16 protein-coding genes are annotated in these 21,771 nt (G+C 37.8%); 12 read left to right on the forward strand and 4 right to left on the reverse strand.

Annotated elements, in window-relative coordinates; genetic code table 11:
- Nucleotides 1-233: 233 nt before the first annotated feature.
- From ACG94X_RS11265 to ACG94X_RS11275, 3 genes are all read left to right on the forward strand, one after another.
- On the forward strand, nucleotides 234-1,760 hold the full coding sequence (locus ACG94X_RS11265; RefSeq protein ID WP_419383819.1) for a fumarate hydratase: 1,527 nt from the start codon (nucleotides 234-236) through the stop codon (nucleotides 1,758-1,760).
- Between the two features lie 83 nt (nucleotides 1,761-1,843).
- Nucleotides 1,844-2,389, forward strand: a complete 546-nt coding sequence (locus tag ACG94X_RS11270) for a DUF2059 domain-containing protein (protein WP_419383820.1) — start codon at nucleotides 1,844-1,846, stop codon at nucleotides 2,387-2,389.
- A gap of 49 nt (nucleotides 2,390-2,438) precedes the next feature.
- Nucleotides 2,439-2,966, forward strand: a complete 528-nt coding sequence (locus tag ACG94X_RS11275; protein ID WP_419383821.1) for a DUF2059 domain-containing protein — start codon at nucleotides 2,439-2,441, stop codon at nucleotides 2,964-2,966.
- An 84-nt stretch (nucleotides 2,967-3,050) separates the two neighbouring features.
- On the opposite strand, the gene ACG94X_RS11280 is transcribed toward ACG94X_RS11275, so the two are convergent.
- From ACG94X_RS11280 to tig, 4 genes are all read right to left on the reverse strand, one after another.
- Nucleotides 3,051-3,797, reverse strand: coding sequence for a DUF2846 domain-containing protein (locus ACG94X_RS11280; RefSeq protein ID WP_419383822.1), 747 nt, complete (start codon nucleotides 3,795-3,797; stop codon nucleotides 3,051-3,053).
- A gap of 166 nt (nucleotides 3,798-3,963) precedes the next feature.
- On the reverse strand, nucleotides 3,964-5,274 hold the full coding sequence (gene clpX / locus ACG94X_RS11285) for an ATP-dependent Clp protease ATP-binding subunit ClpX (RefSeq protein ID WP_419383823.1): 1,311 nt from the start codon (nucleotides 5,272-5,274) through the stop codon (nucleotides 3,964-3,966).
- Between the two features lie 36 nt (nucleotides 5,275-5,310).
- Nucleotides 5,311-5,922 carry an ATP-dependent Clp endopeptidase proteolytic subunit ClpP gene (clpP, locus tag ACG94X_RS11290; RefSeq protein ID WP_419383824.1) on the reverse strand — a complete coding sequence of 204 codons (612 nt, stop codon included), beginning with the start codon at nucleotides 5,920-5,922 and terminating at the stop codon, nucleotides 5,311-5,313.
- Between the two features lie 190 nt (nucleotides 5,923-6,112).
- Nucleotides 6,113-7,444: a trigger factor gene (gene tig / locus ACG94X_RS11295; protein ID WP_419383825.1), complete on the reverse strand. Its 1,332-nt coding sequence runs from the start codon at nucleotides 7,442-7,444 to the stop codon at nucleotides 6,113-6,115.
- A 268-nt stretch (nucleotides 7,445-7,712) separates the two neighbouring features.
- Between tig and ACG94X_RS11300 the strand changes: the two genes are divergently transcribed.
- From ACG94X_RS11300 to ACG94X_RS11340, 9 genes are all read left to right on the forward strand, one after another.
- On the forward strand, nucleotides 7,713-9,899 hold the full coding sequence (locus ACG94X_RS11300) for a TonB-dependent receptor domain-containing protein (RefSeq protein WP_419383826.1): 2,187 nt from the start codon (nucleotides 7,713-7,715) through the stop codon (nucleotides 9,897-9,899).
- A 352-nt stretch (nucleotides 9,900-10,251) separates the two neighbouring features.
- Nucleotides 10,252-12,495, forward strand: a complete 2,244-nt coding sequence (locus ACG94X_RS11305) for a TonB-dependent receptor (RefSeq protein WP_419383827.1) — start codon at nucleotides 10,252-10,254, stop codon at nucleotides 12,493-12,495.
- Between the two features lie 385 nt (nucleotides 12,496-12,880).
- Nucleotides 12,881-15,295, forward strand: a complete 2,415-nt coding sequence (locus ACG94X_RS11310) for a catecholate siderophore receptor Fiu (protein WP_419383828.1) — start codon at nucleotides 12,881-12,883, stop codon at nucleotides 15,293-15,295.
- Nucleotides 15,296-15,394: 99 nt separating this feature from the next.
- Nucleotides 15,395-16,078, forward strand: a complete 684-nt coding sequence (locus tag ACG94X_RS11315) for a Fe2+-dependent dioxygenase (protein ID WP_419383829.1) — start codon at nucleotides 15,395-15,397, stop codon at nucleotides 16,076-16,078.
- Nucleotides 16,075-17,187, forward strand: coding sequence for an alpha-hydroxy acid oxidase (locus ACG94X_RS11320; RefSeq protein WP_419383830.1), 1,113 nt, complete (start codon nucleotides 16,075-16,077; stop codon nucleotides 17,185-17,187). Before ACG94X_RS11315 ends, ACG94X_RS11320 begins: the two co-directional genes overlap by 4 nt.
- Nucleotides 17,188-17,464: 277 nt before the next feature.
- A complete protein-coding gene (gene leuA, locus ACG94X_RS11325) occupies nucleotides 17,465-19,162 on the forward strand; it encodes a 2-isopropylmalate synthase (RefSeq protein WP_419383831.1) in 1,698 nt (565 codons plus the stop codon).
- Nucleotides 19,163-19,259: 97 nt separating this feature from the next.
- Entirely contained in the window at nucleotides 19,260-20,420 is a 1,161-nt protein-coding gene (gene metX, locus ACG94X_RS11330) for a homoserine O-succinyltransferase MetX (RefSeq protein WP_419383832.1), read from the forward strand.
- Nucleotides 20,420-21,013 carry a methionine biosynthesis protein MetW gene (metW, locus tag ACG94X_RS11335; RefSeq protein ID WP_419383833.1) on the forward strand — a complete coding sequence of 198 codons (594 nt, stop codon included), beginning with the start codon at nucleotides 20,420-20,422 and terminating at the stop codon, nucleotides 21,011-21,013. Before metX ends, metW begins: the two co-directional genes overlap by 1 nt.
- Complete coding sequence (locus ACG94X_RS11340; protein WP_419383834.1) at nucleotides 21,010-21,606, forward strand: tetratricopeptide repeat protein; 597 nt, start codon at nucleotides 21,010-21,012, stop codon at nucleotides 21,604-21,606. Before metW ends, ACG94X_RS11340 begins: the two co-directional genes overlap by 4 nt.
- Nucleotides 21,607-21,771 lie beyond the last annotated feature (165 nt).

Here is a 21,771-nt window from a genome sequence, read left to right on the forward strand (position 1 = left end):
ATAAAATACAATTAGTTAAAAAAATGAAATTATAAAAATTAAAGCTAAAAATACTTATTCATCCATTTTAATATCTTTTGAGCGCACAATATTCATCATCAAAAAATCATGAAAAATGACCAATAAATCTCATAAAACTTTAGTCCGAAAGTGAGGCAAACCTACCACACAGTAAGCAATATCACGTATAATTTAGCCCGCCAGCTATCAGCCCGCTCAAGAGATTTTTCGATATGACAACTATTATCAAGCAAGATGACTTGATCACATCGGTCAAGGATGCACTTCAATTCATTTCTTACTATCATCCACAAGATTTTATCCAAGCGATGAGTCGTGCGTATGACCGTGAAGAGAACAAAGCTGCTAAAGATGCAATTGCACAGATCTTAATTAATTCACGTATGTGTGCAGAAGGTCATCGTCCAATCTGTCAAGATACTGGTATTGTTAACGTATTTGTTGATGTGGGCTTAGATGTTAAATTTGATTTAACCTTAAGCTTAGATGACGCGATTAATGAAGGCGTACGTCAAGGTTACTTAGAAAACAGTAACGTACTACGTGCTTCAGTTTTAGCTGATCCTGCTTTTGGTCGTAAAAATACCAAAGACAACACCCCTGCTGTAATTCATTACAAACTCGTACCTGGCAATAAAGTAGATATTACTGTTGCTGCTAAGGGTGGCGGTTCAGAGAATAAATCTAAACTTGCTATGTTAAACCCTTCAGACTCAATTGTAGATTGGGTACTGAAAACTGTTCCGACAATGGGTGCAGGTTGGTGTCCGCCAGGTATGTTGGGTATTGGTATTGGTGGTACTGCCGAAAAAGCCATGATGCTTGCAAAAGAATCGCTCATGGAAGAAATCAACATGGACGAATTACTTCGTCGTGGACCTGAAAATAAAATTGAAGAACTCCGTATGGAAATCTTCGAAAAAGTAAATGCGCTTGGTATTGGTGCACAAGGTCTTGGTGGTTTAACCACAGTTCTAGATATTAAAATTAAAGATTACCCTTGCCATGCTGCGGGCAAACCAGTCGGCATGATTCCAAACTGTGCTGCAACGCGTCATACACACTTCCAATTAGATGGTTCAGGTATTGCACATATTCAAGCACCAAAAATTTCTGATTACCCAGAAGTGACTTGGGATTCTTCTTCTTCTAAGCGTGTTGATTTAGATAATATTACACAAGAAGAAATGAACACCTGGCTACCAGGTGACACCTTACTTCTGAACGGTACAATCTACACAGGTCGTGATGCTGCACATAAACGTATGTGTGAAATGCTCGACAATGGTGAAGAGCTTCCAGTCGACCTTAAAGGTAAATTCATTTACTACGTTGGTCCTGTAGATCCTATTGATGATGAAGTGGTTGGTCCTGCTGGTCCAACAACCGCAACTCGTATGGATAAATTTACTCGTCAAGTCGTCGAAGCAACAGGCATGTTCGGTATGATTGGTAAAGCTGAACGAGGCCCAACGGCGATTGCAGCGATTAAGGACAACAAAGCAACCTATTTAATGGCTGTTGGTGGCGCTGCGTATTTAGTGTCTAAAGCAGTTCGCCAAGCTGAAGTTGTTGCATTTGCTGACTTAGGTATGGAAGCAATATACAAATTTGTGGTTGAAGATATGCCTGTATCCGTAGCTGTTGATGTGAATGGTACATCTATTCATGCGACTGCACCAAAAATCTGGCAAGCAAAAATTGGAAAAATTCCAGTGGTTGATGCTGCTGCAAACTAATCTACACTTCGGTTAAGATTCAGCTTGAATGTTAATGAAAAAGCACTCTATGATTAGGGTGCTTTTTTATACTGAGTTACATAATGAAAATAAAACAACTGTTCTCGTCAATACTCATGGCGTGTTTAATTTGGGGAGTTCAATCTACTGCTTTTGCTCGCCCTGCTACAGATAAAAGCATCGATAATTTGATGCAACTTTCAAATATTTCAGAAATTTTTAAACAAAATACTAAAGACATGCAACCCTACTTTGATGAACAAGCTGAAGAACTCATTCATCAAATTACAGGTAGTAAAGAGCTTAATATTGACCAACAAAATGCAGCCTTACAAATTAGTGCACTTTATAGCGATACACAGCAACAAATGATCAATGATCCTGAGTTTATGAATTTATTTAAGTCACTATTTAAAAAGACATTTACTGAGGAAGAAGTACAAGCCAACATTGCTTTTTTAAAAACACCTCTTGGACAATCCATTAATCAGAAAATGAATCATTTAATGACTGAAATTTTGCAAGAAACCACCAAATACTCTCAGCAGCAAATATTAAAAACAGAAAACCAAACTACATTAAAAGCAAAAATGGATGCTATTTTGACCCCACTTTTGCAAGGTCAATAGCGGATACTTTAAAGCAATCACTAGAATCATGAAATTGAAGGAATTATCAATGGAATTAATCAAACGTCTTGCCTGTGCTGTTATCTGCTGTTCTGCAAGTCTGAGTTTTGCAGCTCAACCAACACCGCAAGATATTGAAAAACTAATGAATGTGATGAACTTGGATCAATTGATCCAAAGTACACTCAAGCAAATTCGCCCTCAGTTAGATCTTCAAGCTTATACAATTATACAAACCATTGTGAAACATGAAAATTTAACGCCACAAGAACAAATCATTGCCAATCAATTGGCTGATAAACTCTACAGTCAAAGTCAAAAAACTTTGGCTTGGGATAAATTACAGCCTGTTTATTCAAAAATTTATAGTGATATTTTTACCGCAGAAGAAGTGAAAGCTCAAATTGATTTCTACTCAAGTCCAGCAGGACACTCAATTCTCCAAAAAAGTCCATTGATCGCAGAAGAGAGTATGAAAATTCTGAATCATCAATTGGCTGAAATAATGCAAACTACGGAACAAGACTTTAAAGAGATTGATAAAAAATTGAATGAGCTGAGAAAACAAGCCAATTGAGTATTTTGAATATTGATCGACTCTTAAAAATAAAAGGTGATTAACCACCTTTTATTTTATGGATATTATTCATTATTTAAAAAACTACCACGTTAATGGATTCCAAATTTTAAATGGTTCAGTCAAGTGCGCATCATCACTTGCTTGATAATCCTCACCTTTAATTTTCTCTTTAGGCTTAATAACACGACCTTCTGCAGTCACCTCACCAACAAAATTTAAACCTGGCGATTTTAATTGTGTCATAGCAATTTCTTTTAAGCCTTGGCGTGTCGGCATCTGCATAAGTGGCCCCACACGAAGCAAGCCTGCTTCACCATTAGGACCACCACGGAATTTTTCTTCCTCATATTTCACAAAATATTGCCCACCTGCTTCAACATTGAAATAAGCAACTTTCGGCTTTTGGAAATGCAACACCCCTAACGGACGGCTCAAACTTAACTTATAATCACCTTCTGCAAGCTCTACCCAATAATAATGATTACTAATCAAGCTTGGTATGTGCTTACCATTTAAGAAGAAACTTGTCGGAATAACTTCTTGTCTATTCCAACGACTATCTGCTCGATAAAAATAAACAATCGCCGCTTGAGGATTTTGAGGTTTGACCAGTTTGAAATACTGTCCAGGTTTTTGATTCATCCAAGAACCTGAAGAAAATGAGGCAAGCTTATATTGATCAAGCTTTTCATGAACAGCAGAATCTTCTTTTTTGAAATCGATCGGATCTAAAGTTGAAACAACTTTAGTCGATTGCTCAACGGGTTTGTGACTTTGACAAGCTGCTAAACCACAACTCACCAAAATAGTTAGACCTAAGTAACGCATGATTTTCCCTCACCGCGTATTTTTTATTTTTCATTGTTAATAAACACTATTTTCTACAGTCAGCTTAACATTTCAATGACCATTTAAAAATAAAAAACGTGTAAATAGTCAAGCTAATTACACGTTTTAGATGAATTGCATAAAAATTCAAGCAAAATCAAAGAACTTAAGCCGATTTAGAGTCAACCAACTTTAAATCAACTTTTTCAACTTCAGCCTTTTCAAGCTTAGGTTGACGTTCTGCTTTGAATTCAGGTGCAGCTTTATCATTAATCACTGCTTCATTAATAATAACTGTACCTACATCTGTGCGACTTGGTAAGTCATACATTGTTTCGAGCAATACATTTTCTAAAATAGAACGTAAACCACGAGCACCCGTATTACGATCTAATGCTTTTTTAGCAACAGCACGTAATGCAGAATCTTCAAAAAGAAGGTCAACATTTTCCATTTCAAATAAATATTGATACTGACGTGTTAATGCATTTTTTGGCTCAGTCAAAATTTGCATCAATGCTTCTTGATCAAGTTCTTCAAGCGTCGCAATCACAGGTAAACGACCAATAAATTCTGGAATTAAACCAAATTTCACCAAGTCAGTTGCCTCTACTTGACGGAATAATTCAGATACTTTTTTAGTATCATCCTTACTCTTCACATCAGCGGTAAAGCCAATACCACCTTTCTCTTGGCGTTGTTGTACAACTTTTTCTAACCCAGAGAATGCACCACCACAAATGAACAAGATATTCGAAGTATCGACTTGAATAAATTCTTGCTGCGGATGCTTACGACCACCTTGAGGCGGAATAGATGCAACTGTACCTTCAATCATTTTTAACAATGCTTGTTGTACACCTTCACCAGACACGTCACGTGTAATCGATGGGTTTTCAGATTTACGCGTAATTTTGTCAATTTCGTCAATGTAGATAATGCCCTTTTGCGCTTTTTCTACATCGTAATCAGCTTTTTGCAATAGTTTTTGAATAATGTTTTCAACATCTTCACCAACATAACCAGCTTCAGTCAATGTCGTTGCATCAGCCATTGCAAACGGCACATCAAGCAAACGAGCAAGTGTTTGTGCAAGTAACGTTTTACCCGAACCTGTCGGTCCAATCAGCAAAATATTACTTTTTGCAAGTTCAATTGCATCCACTGGTTTGTGCCCAGTTTGGCTTACTTTTAAACGCTTATAATGGTTATAGACTGCAACCGAAAGGGTTTTCTTCGCAGTATCTTGACCAATCACATACTGATCCAAAGCCGCACGAATCTCATGTGGTTTTGGCAGAGGACGACTCGCCCAATCGCCAGTTTCCACTTGTTGACTTGTTTGAACTAAGTCTAAGCACACGTCAACGCATTCATTACAAATGTATGCATCTTCGCCTGCAATAAGCTTACCGACTTCAGACTGCGTTTTACCGCAAAATGAACAATGCTTTTGTCCCTGAGGAAGATCGGACATTTTCACTCCAAATTCTTAAATCTTGTCTTATCACACTTAGTCTTGAGGGCGTTTATTTAACACCTGATCCACTAAACCATATTCTTTTGCTTGATCAGCAGTCATGAAATTATCACGATCTGTATCTTTTGCAAGGCGTTCATAATCTTGACCGCTATGTTCTGCCATCAAACGATTTAAGCGCTCTTTGATAAATAGAATTTCACGTGCGTGAATTTCTATATCTGAAGCTTGACCACGAAAGCCACCCAATGGTTGATGAATCATCACACGCGCATTTTCCAAGCAATAACGCTTACCTTTCGCACCAGCGTTCAGCAAGAATGCACCCATAGATGCAGCCTGCCCCATACAATAAGTCACTACATCGGGTTTAATAAATTGCATGGTGTCATAAATCGCCATACCAGCTGTTACCGAACCACCTGGTGAGTTGATATATAAATGAATATCTTTTTCTGGGTTTTCAGCTTCTAAGAACAACATTTGCGCAACAATAAGGTTCGCCATGTTGTCTTCAACTTCACCAGTTAAAAAAATCACACGCTCACGTAAAAGACGTGAGAAAATATCGAAAGAACGCTCACCACGAGACGACTGTTCTACGACCATTGGTACTAAAGCGTTTTCAATAGATGTAACATACATACGTTATTTATTCCTGAATTTTTGTTACTTCACCCATATTCACAATATGAGGGATAATTGCTGAAAATGCAAAATATTCCCAACTAAATATCAGATATTTTTTGCATATGTATTGTGAATAGTCCGATTAAATTCATGTTTAAGTTCATAAAAAAAGGCGCCGAAGCGCCCTTTTTTAAGTTTGAAGAACTTAGCCTTGTTGACGTGCTTGTTGTTCTTTCAATAAATCTTGGTAGCTAATCGCTTCATCTGTTACTTTCGCAGCAGCTAAAATGTGATCAACAACTTGATCTTCTAACACAACGCCTTCAATTTGAGCACGTTGTTGTTTATCAGTTTTGAAATATTCAATTACTTCAGTTGGATCTTCGTAAGAAGAAGCCATATCATTGATATAAGCTTCTACACGAGCTGGATCAACTTCAAGTTTAGCATCTGCCAACAATTTGCTTACTAAAATACCAAGTTTAACTGATTTTTCAGCTTGTTCTTTAAACAATTCGTCTGGAAGCATGCTGCTGTCAAATGCTTGCGCACCTTGAGCACCAAACTGTTGAGTAAATTGTTGAATCATTTGTTGACGTTGGCGGTCAATTTCTTGAGCTAACATAGACTCAGGAATTTCAACTTCGTTTGCAGCCACTAGCGCATCAAAAGTTGCACTTTTCACTTGGTTACGAAGACCGTTTTGAACTTCACGTTCCATATTCTTACGAACGTCAGCTTTTAATTTTTCAACGCCTTCTTCTTCAGTCAAACCAAAGATTTTTAAGAATTCAGCATCAATTTCTGGAAGTTTTTGTTTTTCAACAAGTTTCACAGTGATTTTAAATTGAGCAGCTTTACCAGCAAGGTTTTCAGCTTGGTAGTCTTCAGGGAAAGTAACGTCAATTACTTTCTCTTCACCTTTCTTCATACCAACGATACCGTCTTCGAAGCCAGGGATCATACGACCTGAACCTAAAACAAGTTTAAAGTCTTCAGCAGCACCGCCTTCAAACTTCTCACCATCAACAGTACCTTCGAAATCGAAAGTTACTTGCATGTCTTTTTTAGCCATGCCTTTTGTTTCAGACCATTCAGCACGCTGTTTTTGAAGGTTCTCAAGCATTGCTTCTACGTCTTTATCTGTTACTTCAGATGATTTACGTGAAACTTCAAGACCTTCAAACTTAACATCAACTTCAGGATAAACTTCGACAGTTGCTTGATAAACCAAAGCATCTTCTTTGTTTTCAACTTTATCAATATTTGGCATACCAACAGCGTTGATTTTTTCTTGTTGAATTGCTTCAAACACTGTGTCACGAATAACATCGTTCACAACTTCTTGGTAAATACTTGCGCCATATTCACGACGTACAACATTTAATGGCACTTTACCTGGACGGAAGCCGTTAATCTTCGCAGTTTTAGCTGTGCGTTTTAAGCGAGCTTCGAACTGCTCGTTAACACGGCTCGTCGGTACGGATACATTTAAACGACGGGCAACGCCCGAAACCGCTTCAGAAGTTACTTGCATGGCTTCCTCGATAGAATTTAATAATTACAGTTTTTTAAAAGTGCCACATTATATGACAACCTTAGAGGATATACAAAACAGGATTACTAAACTATCGTTTTTTTATCCACTTTTTACTCTTCGCTTCACTTTTTTGCTTTTTAGAATGATTACTCAATTTTTGCATGCTTTTCATTGCAAATGATAAACTTTATCATTATCATTGTTATGTTTTTTAATATTTCATTTACTTTCATGTGTTTATCTCGTCCACCTTGGAATTCTATTTATGAGTAAGTTCAACCTTCGCCCACTGAGTTTCGCTATTCTTGGAATCACAGCAAGTTCAGTATTTGCCAATACAAATACTGCAAGTGACTCCTCTTTACATCAACTTTCAACAATAGTGGTTTCAGCTGCGGGGTTTGAACAAGATATTAAGAATGCACCTGCCACGATGACGGTCATTACTGCTGAAGATTTAAAAAATAAAAGAATTACTTCAATTGCAGATGCTTTAGTTGATGTCGAAGGTGTTGATATTAGCCCGACTGCGGGAAAAACTGGTGGGTTAAATATTCGTATTCGTGGTATGGATTCTGAATATACTTTGGTTTTAATTGATGGTCGTCGCCAAAACAGCACGGGTGACATTACACCAAACGGTTTTGGTGAATCAAATAATAGTTTTATTCCACCTATTTCGGCAATTGAACGCATAGAAATCATTCGCGGTCCTGCATCAACCCTGTATGGTTCTGATGCAATGGGTGGTGTCGTCAATATTATTACGAAAAAAGTGAGCAATGAATGGACAGGATCTGTCACTTTAGAAGGAACATTACTACCAAACAGTTCTGATTTTGGCAATCAACGTTCTGTGGATGCTTTTGTATCGGGACCAATTATTAAAGACCTACTTGGCGTACAAATTCGTGGTCGCAAAGCTGAAAGAAGCCAATCTCATGTCACTCGTACAGATGACCAAGATGCTTCAACCGAATTAAATATGGGGAATAATCCTACAAGGTCCGACTTAGAAACAGTCGGTGTTCGATTCACATTAACACCAACAGATCATCATGATATTTCAGCTGAATATGAGCAAACCGAACAGTGGTATGACAATTCACTTGGTCAATTGGGTACGCTCGGTGCAAATGGTGGTTACGATAAAGCACAAGAATATAACCGTGAAAAAATGATCTTAGCGCACACGTGGCGAAATAATATTGGTACTTTAGATTCAAGTATTACCAATACTCAAACTGAAACTGTTGGGCGCTTAATTCCATCGCGTGCACAAAATGGTTCTACCATGATTACGCCTCGCTTATTAGAAAGTGAAGACACTATTTTTGACACAAAATTCACCACTAAACACTTTAACGGACATAATATTACTGTAGGTGGTCAATGGTGGGATGCCAGTATTAAAGATGGTCTAAGGGTGAATAAAGAAATTTCTTTTGAACAACTTGGATTATTTGCCGAAGATACATTGGCACTTACAGACAATCTAGCATTAACACTTGGCTTACGTTTTGATGATCACGATACCTTTGGTGATTTTTGGACACCACGCGCTTATTTAGTTTGGAATGCCAACGATAGCTGGACGTTCAAAGGTGGCTATTCAGAAGGCTATAAAGCTCCACGTTTAGAGCGCCTTACCAGTGGTATTTATAATGTCGGTGGGCAAGGTCGAACACCTTTATTTGGTAATCCTGATTTAAAACCTGAAACCAGTAAAAACTTTGAACTTGGTGCATATTTCGATAACGCATCGAACTTTGATGCCAATATCACTGCTTTCTACAATCAAGTTGAAGACAAAATTGTCTCTGGACCTATTGAAAAAACCTGTGATGCCAACATCAATAAAGCCGAATGTGAACAGATCATGGCAAGCATTGGTACACCTTGGGTTATGCAATCGGGTGATACAGGAAACCGCTCATGGATAATTTCACGTTCTGTAAATGCAGAAGAAGCTAAAATTTACGGTGTTGAAACAGGTTTAAATTGGGCATTTCTTCCTAGTTGGAAATTAGGCTTAAATTACACATGGACAGAAACTGAAATTAAAGATTCGAAACTGGGTAATCCACCATTAAATGATACTCCAAAGCATATTGTTAATGCTTCTTTAAAATGGCAAGCAGATGACAATATTCAACTATGGGCACGAGGTGAATACCGAAGTGATCGCGCTCGTTTTACCTCTACTTATGAAAATTTAAGTGCTGCCAATAAAGAAGTCTATGATGCATTAGGTGATTATAAGTCTTACGCCCTTTTACACCTTGGTTCAAATTTTACAATTAATAATCAATGGGATGTTGGTGTTGCCTTGTACAATGTTTTTGATAAGAACTTTATTGATTATGAAAAAGTAGATTCAGGTTATTACAACCGATACAGTAATACTCAAGAAGGTCGCCGCGTTCAATTAAGTACAACCTTTAAATTCTAAAATCCACTCCTTCTGAAAACCCTGTTCCTACAGGGTTTTTTAATATCCAATTTTCACCCTTATGCAACATGCTCATACCAATCGACATGGATAATGAGGCTGAAAAATGCTTAGAACATTAGCCTCACTTACTCACTCCCCCAACAAACTATTTTTTTTATCTTGAAATATCTTGCATTTACTTAATAATGATAATTATTAATGATTTAAAATATCATGTTACATTATTTCATTCATTTTTCCATTATCTCACTATTTGAGAATCGGCAATTTCAATTCAAAATGGATGCAATAAAAAACAAGAATCATTATTATTCGCATACAAATTTACACTACTCTTTGTGAGTTAATAATGTCGTTTATCAAATCTCGTAAAAAGATTGTATCAACTGCAATCGCTTCTTCTCTTTCAGTTATAGCGACTGCTGCTATTGCACAACAAGAAGACGTTGCACAACTTCCTACAATTCATGCAGAAGCAAAATTGCAAGAACAAAGTCTAAAAGTAGACAAATCTGCCAATACAAAATTTGTTGCACCGTTATTAGATACACCAAAATCTGTATCAATCATTTCAAAACAATTAATTCAAGATACCCAGGTTACAACTTTAAGCGATGCTTTACGTACAGTTCCTGGTATTACCTTAGGTGCTGGTGAAGGTGGTAATCCAAATGGCGACCGTCCATTTATTCGTGGTTACAGCTCTGAAAGCTCAATGTATGTAGATGGTGTTCGTAATTCAACCTCTCAAAACCGTGAGATGTTTGCTATTGAACAAGTTGAAGTGACTAAAGGTTCTGCTTCTGCTCTAGGTGGTGCTGGCTCTGCTGGTGGTAGCATTAACATGATTTCTAAAGTTGCGAAAAAAGGTAACTTTTTAGAAGGATCTGTTTCTGGTGGTACTGACGATTACCAACGTATTACTCTTGATGGTAACAAAGATTTTGGTAATGGAATTGCAGCTCGTGTTGCTGTATTAGGTCACCATAACAATAAAGCAGGACAGGATGATGGTGCTGAATACAAACGAGTAGGTATTGCACCAAGTATTACTTTCGGTATTGACTCTCCAACACGTGCAACATTAAGTTATTATTATTTAAAATCGAATGACACTCCAGATTCAGGTGTTCCTTACTGGAATCCAACTGACAAAACTGCGACAGGTAAACCTTTAGATGCGAAACAAGGTATTTACTATGGATGGTTAGGTCGTGATTTTCAGAAACAGGAAAATCAATCTGGTACGATCAAATTAGAACGTGATTTGACAGACAGTATCACTTTAAGTAACACAGCAATTTATAGTAATTCTAAAAATGACTACATATGGACTCAACCAGACGACAGCCAAAAAAATATTGCCAATGGTGAAGTATGGCGTCGTGTCAACTCACGTATCACAGATACGAATACTTTTACTGACCAACTGGCTTTAACTGGTAAATTTAATACAGGCTCAATTAAACATAGCTTTAATGTCGGTGCAGAATATAGCGACCAGAAATCAGATAAAGGTTCTTATAATGTAACTTCAAACTCAGGAAAACCGATTACTGGTTCACCAACAACAGGTGCTTGTTCACTTGGAATTGGGGCTGCGTCTGATTATTGGTGTACATCTGCCTATAACCCTAATTCAAAAGATCCATGGTTAGGTAAAATTGCTGAAAATAAAGCTGTTACAACGACTACAGCTCAAACGACGTCCGTTTATTTATTGGATAATATTGAGTTTAGTCCACAATGGTTACTAGACCTTGGTGCTCGTTGGGACAAGTTTGATACAGAACTTAAAACCAATGCGACTGGTGCTAAAATTGAAAACAACACCGACTTTTTCTCTTATCAAGCAGGTTTAACATTTAAACCAGTTGAAAATGGTTCAATCTATGCAAGTTTTGCAACTTCAGCAAATCCTGTAGGTATTGATGCTGGTGATGGTTCAGAAACAGCAGTTAGTGCAAGCAATAAAGATTTAGATCCCGAGGAAAGCCGTACTTTTGAAATTGGTACAAAATGGGATTTTTTCAATGATAAATTGAATTTGACTGCTGCTATTTTCCGTACCGAAAAACAAAATACCCGTATTTCACTTGATGCCAACACCTCTATAAATGGTGGTGCAAGTAAAGTGGATGGTGTGGAATTAGGACTTAACGGGAATATCACTGATAAATGGGCTGTTGCTGCTGGCTATACTTATTTAGATAGCGAATCAACTAAAAATGGTGTGAGCTGTCGTGGTACTACTTGCACAGATCAAACGATCTATAATGGTAATGTTATGCCAAATGTTGCTAAAAATAGTGCAACGCTTTGGACAACGTATCAAGTATTACCACAGGTTAATTTAGGTGTTGGTGCTATTGCGATGGATAAAGTCTATGGTGATTTAGCCAATACTAAATGGGTTCCAGGTTATGTACGCTATGATGCAATGGCACGTTATAACGTCAACAAAAATGTAGATTTACAACTAAATGTGAACAATCTATCTGATGTACGTTATTTCACTAAAGCATATGCATCTCATTATGCAACAGAAGCAGAAGGTCGTAGTGCTGTACTTGCTATAAACTTTAAGTACTAAGATTCAGTAGCGTTTTATCCACTCTGAATTGAATTAAAAATAGCTCCTTAAAAAGGGGCTATTCTTTTATCGGTGAATAGAACATATCCTCCAAGATACACTCCCTTCGTATAAAAATAACAGGCTATTAAAACAGCACTTTTCAAATTATTTTTACACTATATTCATATTTTACCGATAGTTTAAATGAATTAAAAATACAAAAATAAGTAATATTTCCAAATGCAAATAATAATAATTATCATTGTTATTAATAAACATTCTCACTATCATTCGCAACAATTGTTACATATCCTAACAATTCATCCACGATTACTGCATATTTTAAAATTTAGGTCTATGTAGTAGAGAAAATTTGTCATATCCACATTAGGGATCACCTCCTATGGCACATATAAAAAGCCGTAAACATACGAAAATAAAATCTCTAGTCGCTATTGCTGCTGTTCTCCCATTAATGGCACATGCTGCACAAGAGGAAAGTGATATCACTAAACTTCCAACGATTGCCGTACAAGCCAAAGAAAAAGCAGAAAATAAATACAAAACAAATAGTGTAAGTTCAGCAAAATATACCCAGCCGTTAGTTGATACACCGCAAACAATCTCTGTGATTAATAAGGAAATCTTACAAGAACAAGGTGCAACTTCGCTTGTAGAGGCATTACGCAATACCCCTGGGATCACTTTACAATTAGGTGAAAATGGCAATACCAGTGCTGGTGATGCCTTCCAAATGCGCGGCTTTTCAACTCAAACCTCTACTTTTGTAGATGGTATTCGTGATCTTGGCGCAATCAGTCGTGATGTATTCAATTTAGAACAAATTGAAGTGGTTAAAGGTCCTTCTGGTTCAGAAACAGGTCGTGGTGCTGCATCTGGTTATATCAACCTTGTGAGCAAGTTGCCAACTTTACAAAATAATCATTCAATATCAGCAACCTATAATACTGCTGAACATGCTCGTATTTCTGCCGATCTAAATCAAGCTTTAAATAGCAATACTGCTATTCGTTTGAATATCATGGGGCAAGACGGTGGCATCGAAGGTCGTGATTATATTGAGAATAATAGCTATGCAGTTGCCCCTGCTATTGCATTTGGCTTAGATACAGATACACGTTTCTATCTTTATTCACAGCATGTACGCCAACGTAATATACCTGATGGTGGTATTCCAACCATTGGTATGGAAGGTTTCTATTATGGTTATAGCTCAAGCTATACAAATGATAAAAATCCAACATTACAAAATCAAATCCGTGATGCGATTAATAATTCTGCCGAAGCTCAAAAAATCAATGCTGCTTTACACAATGCTCCAGCAGTTGATCGTGAAAATTTTTATGGTCATTCTAATGACCATGAAGATGTCGATTCAAATATGGTGACTGCAAAGGTAGAAAGTGATTTAGCTGAAAATATCAAATTTACCAATATTTCACGCTTGGGCAAAACTCGTATGCAACGAGCTTTAACAGGTATTATTGGGATCAATGCACCATCTGTAAATGTGACTGTTAATCCAGACAATAGCTATAGTTATAAATTTAACTACAGCAATTTTGATCCAAATAATAAAGATACATGGACAATTTCTCGCTCGTATCAAGGGGTTGACCAAGAAAATAAAATCTTAGCCAATACATCAACGTTAAACTTCAATTTCAAAACAGGCTCAGTTGAACATGATTTAGTTGCAGGTTTAGAATTTTTAAAAGAAGAACAATATTCTCAAACCCTTTCGACCCAAAAACCAGGTCAAAAAGCACCAACACTACCTGCAGCAAATTTATATCATCCGAATCGTAACGATGCTTTTCCTGAGTTAGTGAATACAGGTGCATATACGGATGGTAAAACAGATACTGCAGCCGCATATTTATTCGACACCATTAAATTACTCAATAATCGCCTGCAATTTAATGGTGGTGTCCGTGTTGATTATTATGAAACTGACTACAAAGCTTTGGCTATTGCAACAAATGCAAATACTTTGGCTATTACCAAAACGCCAACCAATTTGTCTGCACATGACACGCTTGTAAGCTGGAAACTTGGTAGCTTATTTAAACCAACTGAAAAAAGCAGCGTATATGCTTCTTATGCTAAATCACTGACACCACCAGGAAGTGCAAACTTTGGGCTTTCGGCAGATGGAATTAACAGTGCAGCGGCAAAACCACAAGAAACCAATCATTATGAAGTCGGTACAAAGTGGGATCTATTAAATGATCAATTGGCGATTAATGTTGCTGCTTATTACACAGAAAATGAAAATCAATTTACTCAAGATGCCATTACTCGTGAATCCATTCAAGAAGGTAAAACAAACGTTAAAGGTGTTGAGCTTGGTGCTGTAGGTAAAATCACAGATGCTTGGAATATTTCGGCAGGTATTGCTCACATGAAAACGGAGCAAGAAGACCAAATTAGTGTCAATGCAACGACTGGAGCAATCACTAAAACTAACAATGTTCGCTGGTCGCCAGAATGGACTGCAAGCTTATGGTCTACCTATGACATCAAAGGTTTTAAAGTCGGTGTAGGCGCACGTTATGTCGATGATCAAAAACGTGTAATTACTGACAGTACTGCCCCTGCTGCAATGCCTTCAATTCCAAGTTATGTGGTTTTTGATGCAATGGCAGGCTATACGTTCAATAAAAATGCATCTGTAAACTTAAATGTTTATAACCTCACTGATAAAGAATATATCAGTACATTAAATAATGGTGGTGGACGTTTAATCCTTGGGCAACCACGTTCAGCGGCATTAACACTCAATTATAAATTCTAAAATTTCAGTTCAGCTTTTTTACAAAAAGTAGTACATTCTCAATGCGTGTACTACTTTTTTATTTGTCTAAAATATTGTTCCAAAGAGTGATCCAAGCCAATGATGCTACATATCCCACAAGTATTAACAAAACAACAAGTCGCTGAATTTAGGGCTCAGTTGCAAGATGAAAAACTTTGGCTCAATGGCAAAATAAGTGCAGGCTCTCAGGCGCAACAAATCAAAAATAATTTACAAGTTGATGTTCATCAAGACAGCTACCAAATAATTTCAACTCAAGTTCTTAAAGCACTTAAAAATAATCTACTGGTACAATCTGCGGGACTGCCTAAACACCTTTTACAACCGATGTTGAATTGCTACCAAGACGCAGGCAATTACGGTAATCATGTGGATAATGCTGTGCAATTTTCATCATTAACAGGACAAATGATCCGCACCGATGTTTCAATGACAGTATTTTTATCTGATCCTGATGAATATGAAGGTGGCGAACTCATTGTAGAAGACAGCTACGGTTGCCATGAAGTGAAGCTTGATGCAGGTGATGCAATTCTCTACCCTGCGACCAGTTTACATCGGGTTGAACCTGTGACTTCAGGAAAACGGATTGCTGCATTTACATGGATGCAAAGCATGGTCAAAGACGATTGGCAACGCAGTATGTTGTTTAATCTTGACATGACTATTATCAAATTACGTCAACAATTGGGTGACAATGAAGAAGTGGTGAGTTTAACCAGCCATTATCATAATTTACTCCGTCAATGGGGTGATTTATGATTGCTACGACGTCGACAAAAAACCTTACACCATTCACTCAAATTCCAGAATATTTACAAACAATTGCAGATTATGAACGACAGGCAGAAAAGCATTTGCCTGAAAATACATGGCATTACCTACAAGGTGGTGCGATGGATGAAAATAGTGTCCGAGAAAATTTACAACAATTCCAAAAAATTCAACTTGTTCCAAGACTCTTGAATGATTTGACCCAAGGCTCTACCGAAATCGAAATTTTAGGGCAAAAATTTCCACATCCTATTTTTTTAGCACCGATCGGGCATCAACAACTCTTTCATTCTGAAGGTGAAGCTGCTGCGGCACTGGCTGCCGAAGTTCTTGGCAGTAATATGGTATTGAGTACCTTTACCAATACCGATATGCGTCAGCTTAAAAAAGATAATCCTTTAAAATGGTTTCAATTGTATTGGCAAGGTGATCGTGAGAAATCATTGGCCTTAATTCAACTTGCAGAACGACAACATTTTAAAGCCATTGTGATTACGGTAGATTCACCACATACGGGCATTCGTGATCGTGAACGTCGTGTGTTTTTCCAATTACCTCAAAAGATGCAACATCCACATACGCCTACACACATTCCTCTACCTGAAATTTCAGCAGATCAACATCCTGTATTTAATGGCTTAATGCAAATCGCACCAAAATGGGCAGATATTGAATTTATTATTGCCCATACACATTTACCGGTGATTTTAAAAGGTGTACTTCATCCATTAGATGCAAAAAAAGCACTAGATTTAGGTGTCAAAGGATTAATTATTTCCAATCACGGCGGACGTGTACTGGATACCTCTATCTCACCACTAAAAGCTTTGCAGAATATTAAAGCTGTTGTTCCGCAGGATTTCCCATTATTACTCGATGGTGGCATCCGTCGTGGTACAGATATTTTTAAAGCATTGGCTTTAGGCGCTTCTGCGGTACTCATTGGTCGTCCTGCGATTTATGGACTTTCTGTTGCAGGTGCTTTGGGCGTTGCCCATGTACTAAAAATTTTAAAAGAAGAATTTGAAATCACTATGGCTTTAATGGGAACAGCTACCGTGAATGATATTAATAAAGAATATATTTCCCAAGATTGATTATTTTGTAGAAAAATTTTCTCTCAATCCGCATTTTTTATGCAAATTAAGGAATTTATTCCCAAGACAACTGTTTTAAAATTGATCTTAAGATAAACCATTTGCAAGTCATCCGTGTTTAGGTTTATAGCGTGTTATCCACCTATAAATTTATGAAAATTTAGCGTGTTTTTCACATTAAAAACACTTGTAAATTGAACAGATAGACACAATCTATATGCGTAGTAAGTTGCCTAAGCAAGAAACGAGCAACAAAAACTACACAAGGAGTTACCTCATGATGTTGGCTGATCCAAGTACAAAATACCGTCGCATGTACCAACGTGTAGACTTGCCTGACCGTCAATGGCCAAATAACGAAATCAATAAAGCGCCTATTTGGATGAGCACTGATCTGCGTGATGGTAACCAAGCAATTTTTGAACCGATGAATATGGAACAGAAATTCAAAATGTTCCAAATGTTGGTCAAAATCGGCTTTAAACATATTGAAATTGGCTTCCCTTCTGCATCTCAGGTGGACTTCGACTTTACCCGCAAATTGATTGAAGAAGATCATATTCCAGAAGACGTTTATATCGAGGTTTTAGTACAAGCACGTGATCATTTGATTGCGCGTACTTTTGAATCTTTACAAGGTGCAAAACGTGCCATTGTTCATATTTACAACTCTAACTCTCCGACTTTTCGTAAAAAAGTCTTGAACGTAGATGTCGCTGGTGCAAAAGCTTTAGCGATTAATGCTGCAACAAAAGTGAAAGAATATGCAGCAAAGCAACCTGAAACTGAATTTATTTTCCAATATAGTCCTGAATGTTTTACTGCAACTGAATTAGAAGTTGCTAAAGATGTCTGCGATGCTGTGACTGAGATTTGGGAAGCATCTCCTGACAATAAAGTGATTTTGAACTTGCCCGCAACTGTAGAAGTTTCTGGCCCGCACGTTTACGCAGACCAAATTGAATGGATGCACCGCAACTTGCAACGCCGTGATGGTGTGATTATTTCTGTACATTGTCACAATGACCGTGGTTGTGGTATTGCCGCTTCTGAATTGGCGATTATGGCGGGTGCAGACCGTGTTGAAGGTTGTGTATTTGGGAATGGTGAACGTACAGGTAATGTCGACGTTGCTGCCATTGCCTTGAATATGTATACCCAAGGTGTGGCTTGTGAATTAGATTTTTCTAATATCAACGAAATTATTGCAACTGTTGAAGAATGTACAGGTTTACCTGTTCACCCTCGCCATCCGTATGCAGGTGATTTAGTCTTTACTGCATTCTCTGGTTCACACCAAGATGCAATTAAGAAAGGCTTTGAATTCCAAAAAGACGAAGACATTTGGGATATGCCTTACTTACCGATCGACCCGAAAGATTTAGGTCGTGACTATGACGCTGTGATTCGTGTCAATTCACAATCGGGTAAAGGCGGTATTACTTACTTGTTAGAGTCAAATTACAACGTGGTATTGCCTCGTCGTTTACAAATTGAGTTCTCTCAAGTGGTTCAACAAGTTGCAGATGAAGAAGGTGTTGAGGTTTCGGCAAAGCAAATTTGGGAATTGTTCCAAGAAACTTATGTTGCTGCTAAAGATGCACATTATTCTGTCAAAAACTATAAATTATCTGATGATAATGGCAACCAAGTCATTGAACTTGATTTAAATATTAATGGTGAAACCCAGCACTTACGTGGTGAAGGTAATGGTCCTATCTCTGCGATTTTGAATGCTCTTCAATTACCTATTGATGTTGTGAACTATGAAGAACGTAGTATCAGCTCTGGTGCACATGCAAAAGCATTGGCTTTAATCGAACTTCAAGTACAAGGTACGGGTAAATCTGCATTTGGTGCAGGTATCCATGACAACATTGTCACTTCATCTATCGAAGCGATTATTGCTGCAACCAACCGTTTAATCGATCAAGGTGTGCTTAGCACAGACCCAGTGATCGCCGCTGCTGTATAAGCGATATCAATTAAAAGACTTTAGAAAGGATATCCCAAGTGGTATCCTTTCTTTTATTCATCTATACCCTTTTATTATTTTAAGGCGAACATTTCCTGTGTCTTTCCCAGCAGATTCGGTGGGTTTAGTTACCCCGCAAAAGTTTGAATTTGAACAACCTTTAGAACTTGAATGTGGTCGAGTATTGCCACGCTATGAAATCATGGTGGAAACTTATGGTGAACTTAATGCAGATAAAGCGAATGCAATTTTAATTTGCCATGCACTTTCAGGGCATCACCATGCCGCAGGTTATCATCACGAAGATGATAAAAAAGCAGGTTGGTGGGATGCCTGTATTGGACCTGGAAAAGCCATTGATACTTCAAAGTTTTTTGTCGTAGCACTAAATAATATTGGTGGATGCAATGGTTCAACGGGTCCAACCTCTCCGAATCCTGAAAATGAAAATCGTCCTTATGGCCCAGACTTCCCTTTAGTTACCGTTCGTGACTGGGTAAAAACGCAAGCCATACTTTCAGATCGTTTAGGAATTGATGCTTGGTATTCGGTCATTGGTGGTTCATTAGGTGGCATGCAAGCATTACAATGGTCTATCGATTATCCTGATCGTATAAAAAAATGCGTCATCATTGCCAGTGCCCCAAAACTTTCTGCACAAAATATTGCTTTCAATGAAGTGGCACGTCAGTCAATTTTATCTGATCCAGACTTTCACAATGGTCGATATTTAGAACATGATAGCTATCCAAAACGTGGTTTAATTCTGGCACGGATGGTTGGTCACATTACCTATCTATCTGAAGAAGCCATGAAACAAAAATTTGGTCGCGATTTAAAATCAGGCAAATTTATGTATGGTTTCGATGTTGAATTCCAAGTAGAAAGTTATTTGCGCTATCAAGGTGAACAATTTAGTCGTAACTTTGACGCCAATACTTATTTGATCATGACCAAAGCATTGGATTACTTTGATCCGTCTCGTGAATATGAGCAATCACTCACCAAAGCATTATCAAATACAAAATGCCCGTTCTTGGTGGTGTCCTTCACTACTGATTGGCGCTTTAGCCCACAACGCTCGCAAGAGCTTGTTAATGCGTTAATCACCAATCATAAACCTGTCAGCTATTTAGATATTGATGCTGAACAAGGTCATGACTCATTCCTATTTCCTATTCCGTTGTACGTCAAATCCTTACGGGCATTTTTAGGTGGTGCTGAACATCTTAATTCAACACCGAAGGAGGCTTTGTAATGCGTATTGACCAACAACTTGCCGAAAAATGGATCAATGCTGGTGCGAGTGTGCTCGATTTAGGCTGTGGCGATGGTGAGTTATTGTCACAAATGAGCAAAAAACAGCAAATTCATGCTTACGGTTTAGAAATCGACCAAGAAAAGATTGCAATTGCTGTCAGCAAAGGGTTAAATATTATACAACAAGACTTAAATCTTGGTTTAGGACGCTTTGCCGACCAGTCTTTTGATTACGTGGTTATGGCACAAGCTTTGCAAGCTGTAGATGCACCAGATGTACTTCTGCGCGATATGGTGCGGGTTGGGAAACAAGCAATTATTACATTCCCCAATTTTGCGTATTGGAAAACACGTTCATTCCTTGCACTTAAGGGACGGATGCCTGTTTCCGATGCATTACCTTATATGTGGTACAATACTCCAAATATCCACCTATGTACCTTTCGTGATTTTGAAGCATTGTGTGATGAAAATCAGATCCAAATTATTGATCGACTCGCTGTGAATGGGAACCAACAAGGCAGCTTTTTAAGTAAAGCTATGCCTAATTTGTTCGGCGAAGTCGCTATTTATCGAGTGAGCGCTCTATGAAAAAAATACTATTAAGCAGTACATTATTTTTTGGGCTGTTAACAGTTCAAGCCCATGCGGACTATGTCCCACAACAGCAACAATCTGTTTCTGCAATGGCAGCACAATATGCACATATGGATGTTGCAGATTTACAAAAAGCTGCAAAAGCAGGACAACCTGCTGCACAGTTTTATTTAGCGACGCATCTTCAGGCTGGTACTGGTGGCGTTTCTAAAGACTTAAAACAATCATTTACTTGGTTCAAAGCTGCGGCTGACCAAGGCATTTCATCTGCTCAGTTGAATGTCGGTCGTATGTATGCAGACGGCATGGGTGTTTCTAAAAGTGAAACGTCTGCGCGCCAATATTTTGAAAAAGCAGCAAGTCATGGCGACAACCGTGCAAGCTTTAACTTAGCCGTTATGGAAGAGCAAAAGAAAAACTACATGGGTGCTTACCAATGGTATGAGCTTTCTACTCGTGACGGAATGTTAGACAATAAGGTGATTAACATGTCGCAGTCTAAAAAGACCGCATTGGCTGCAAACTTAACGCAAGAGCAAATCCGTACTGCAACACAACGTGCAGATCAATGGATTCAAGCGCAGTAACTCATTGGTAACTTGATAGATTCAAAAAGCACCTTCGGGTGCTTTTTTATTATCGCTAGAAATACACTTTTTCTTTAAAAAGGTGATTCGGTTTTTTGGAAAATGAACCGATAAAATTGGATAACTACAGTTTTCTACATTCACCTAGTTAAAGCATATAAATCA

This window comes from Acinetobacter psychrotolerans, from assembly GCF_048552595.1.
In the GTDB taxonomy this organism is placed as follows: Bacteria; Pseudomonadota; Gammaproteobacteria; order Pseudomonadales; family Moraxellaceae; genus Acinetobacter.

Coding starts and splice junctions, on each gene's coding strand:
- ACG94X_RS11265 (WP_419383819.1), top strand. CDS start 234: ATGACAACTATTATCAAGCAAGATGACTTGATCACATCGGTCAAGGAT.
- ACG94X_RS11280 (WP_419383822.1), bottom strand. CDS start 3,797: ATGCGTTACTTAGGTCTAACTATTTTGGTGAGTTGTGGTTTAGCAGCT.
- clpP (WP_419383824.1), bottom strand. CDS start 5,922: ATGTATGTTACATCTATTGAAAACGCTTTAGTACCAATGGTCGTAGAA.
- ACG94X_RS11315 (WP_419383829.1), top strand. CDS start 15,395: ATGATGCTACATATCCCACAAGTATTAACAAAACAACAAGTCGCTGAA.
- clpX (WP_419383823.1), bottom strand. CDS start 5,274: ATGTCCGATCTTCCTCAGGGACAAAAGCATTGTTCATTTTGCGGTAAA.
- ACG94X_RS11305 (WP_419383827.1), top strand. CDS start 10,252: ATGTCGTTTATCAAATCTCGTAAAAAGATTGTATCAACTGCAATCGCT.
- tig (WP_419383825.1), bottom strand. CDS start 7,444: ATGCAAGTAACTTCTGAAGCGGTTTCGGGCGTTGCCCGTCGTTTAAAT.
- ACG94X_RS11340 (WP_419383834.1), top strand. CDS start 21,010: ATGAAAAAAATACTATTAAGCAGTACATTATTTTTTGGGCTGTTAACA.
- ACG94X_RS11300 (WP_419383826.1), top strand. CDS start 7,713: ATGAGTAAGTTCAACCTTCGCCCACTGAGTTTCGCTATTCTTGGAATC.
- ACG94X_RS11275 (WP_419383821.1), top strand. CDS start 2,439: ATGGAATTAATCAAACGTCTTGCCTGTGCTGTTATCTGCTGTTCTGCA.
- metW (WP_419383833.1), top strand. CDS start 20,420: ATGCGTATTGACCAACAACTTGCCGAAAAATGGATCAATGCTGGTGCG.
- leuA (WP_419383831.1), top strand. CDS start 17,465: ATGATGTTGGCTGATCCAAGTACAAAATACCGTCGCATGTACCAACGT.
- ACG94X_RS11310 (WP_419383828.1), top strand. CDS start 12,881: ATGGCACATATAAAAAGCCGTAAACATACGAAAATAAAATCTCTAGTC.
- ACG94X_RS11270 (WP_419383820.1), top strand. CDS start 1,844: ATGAAAATAAAACAACTGTTCTCGTCAATACTCATGGCGTGTTTAATT.
- ACG94X_RS11320 (WP_419383830.1), top strand. CDS start 16,075: ATGATTGCTACGACGTCGACAAAAAACCTTACACCATTCACTCAAATT.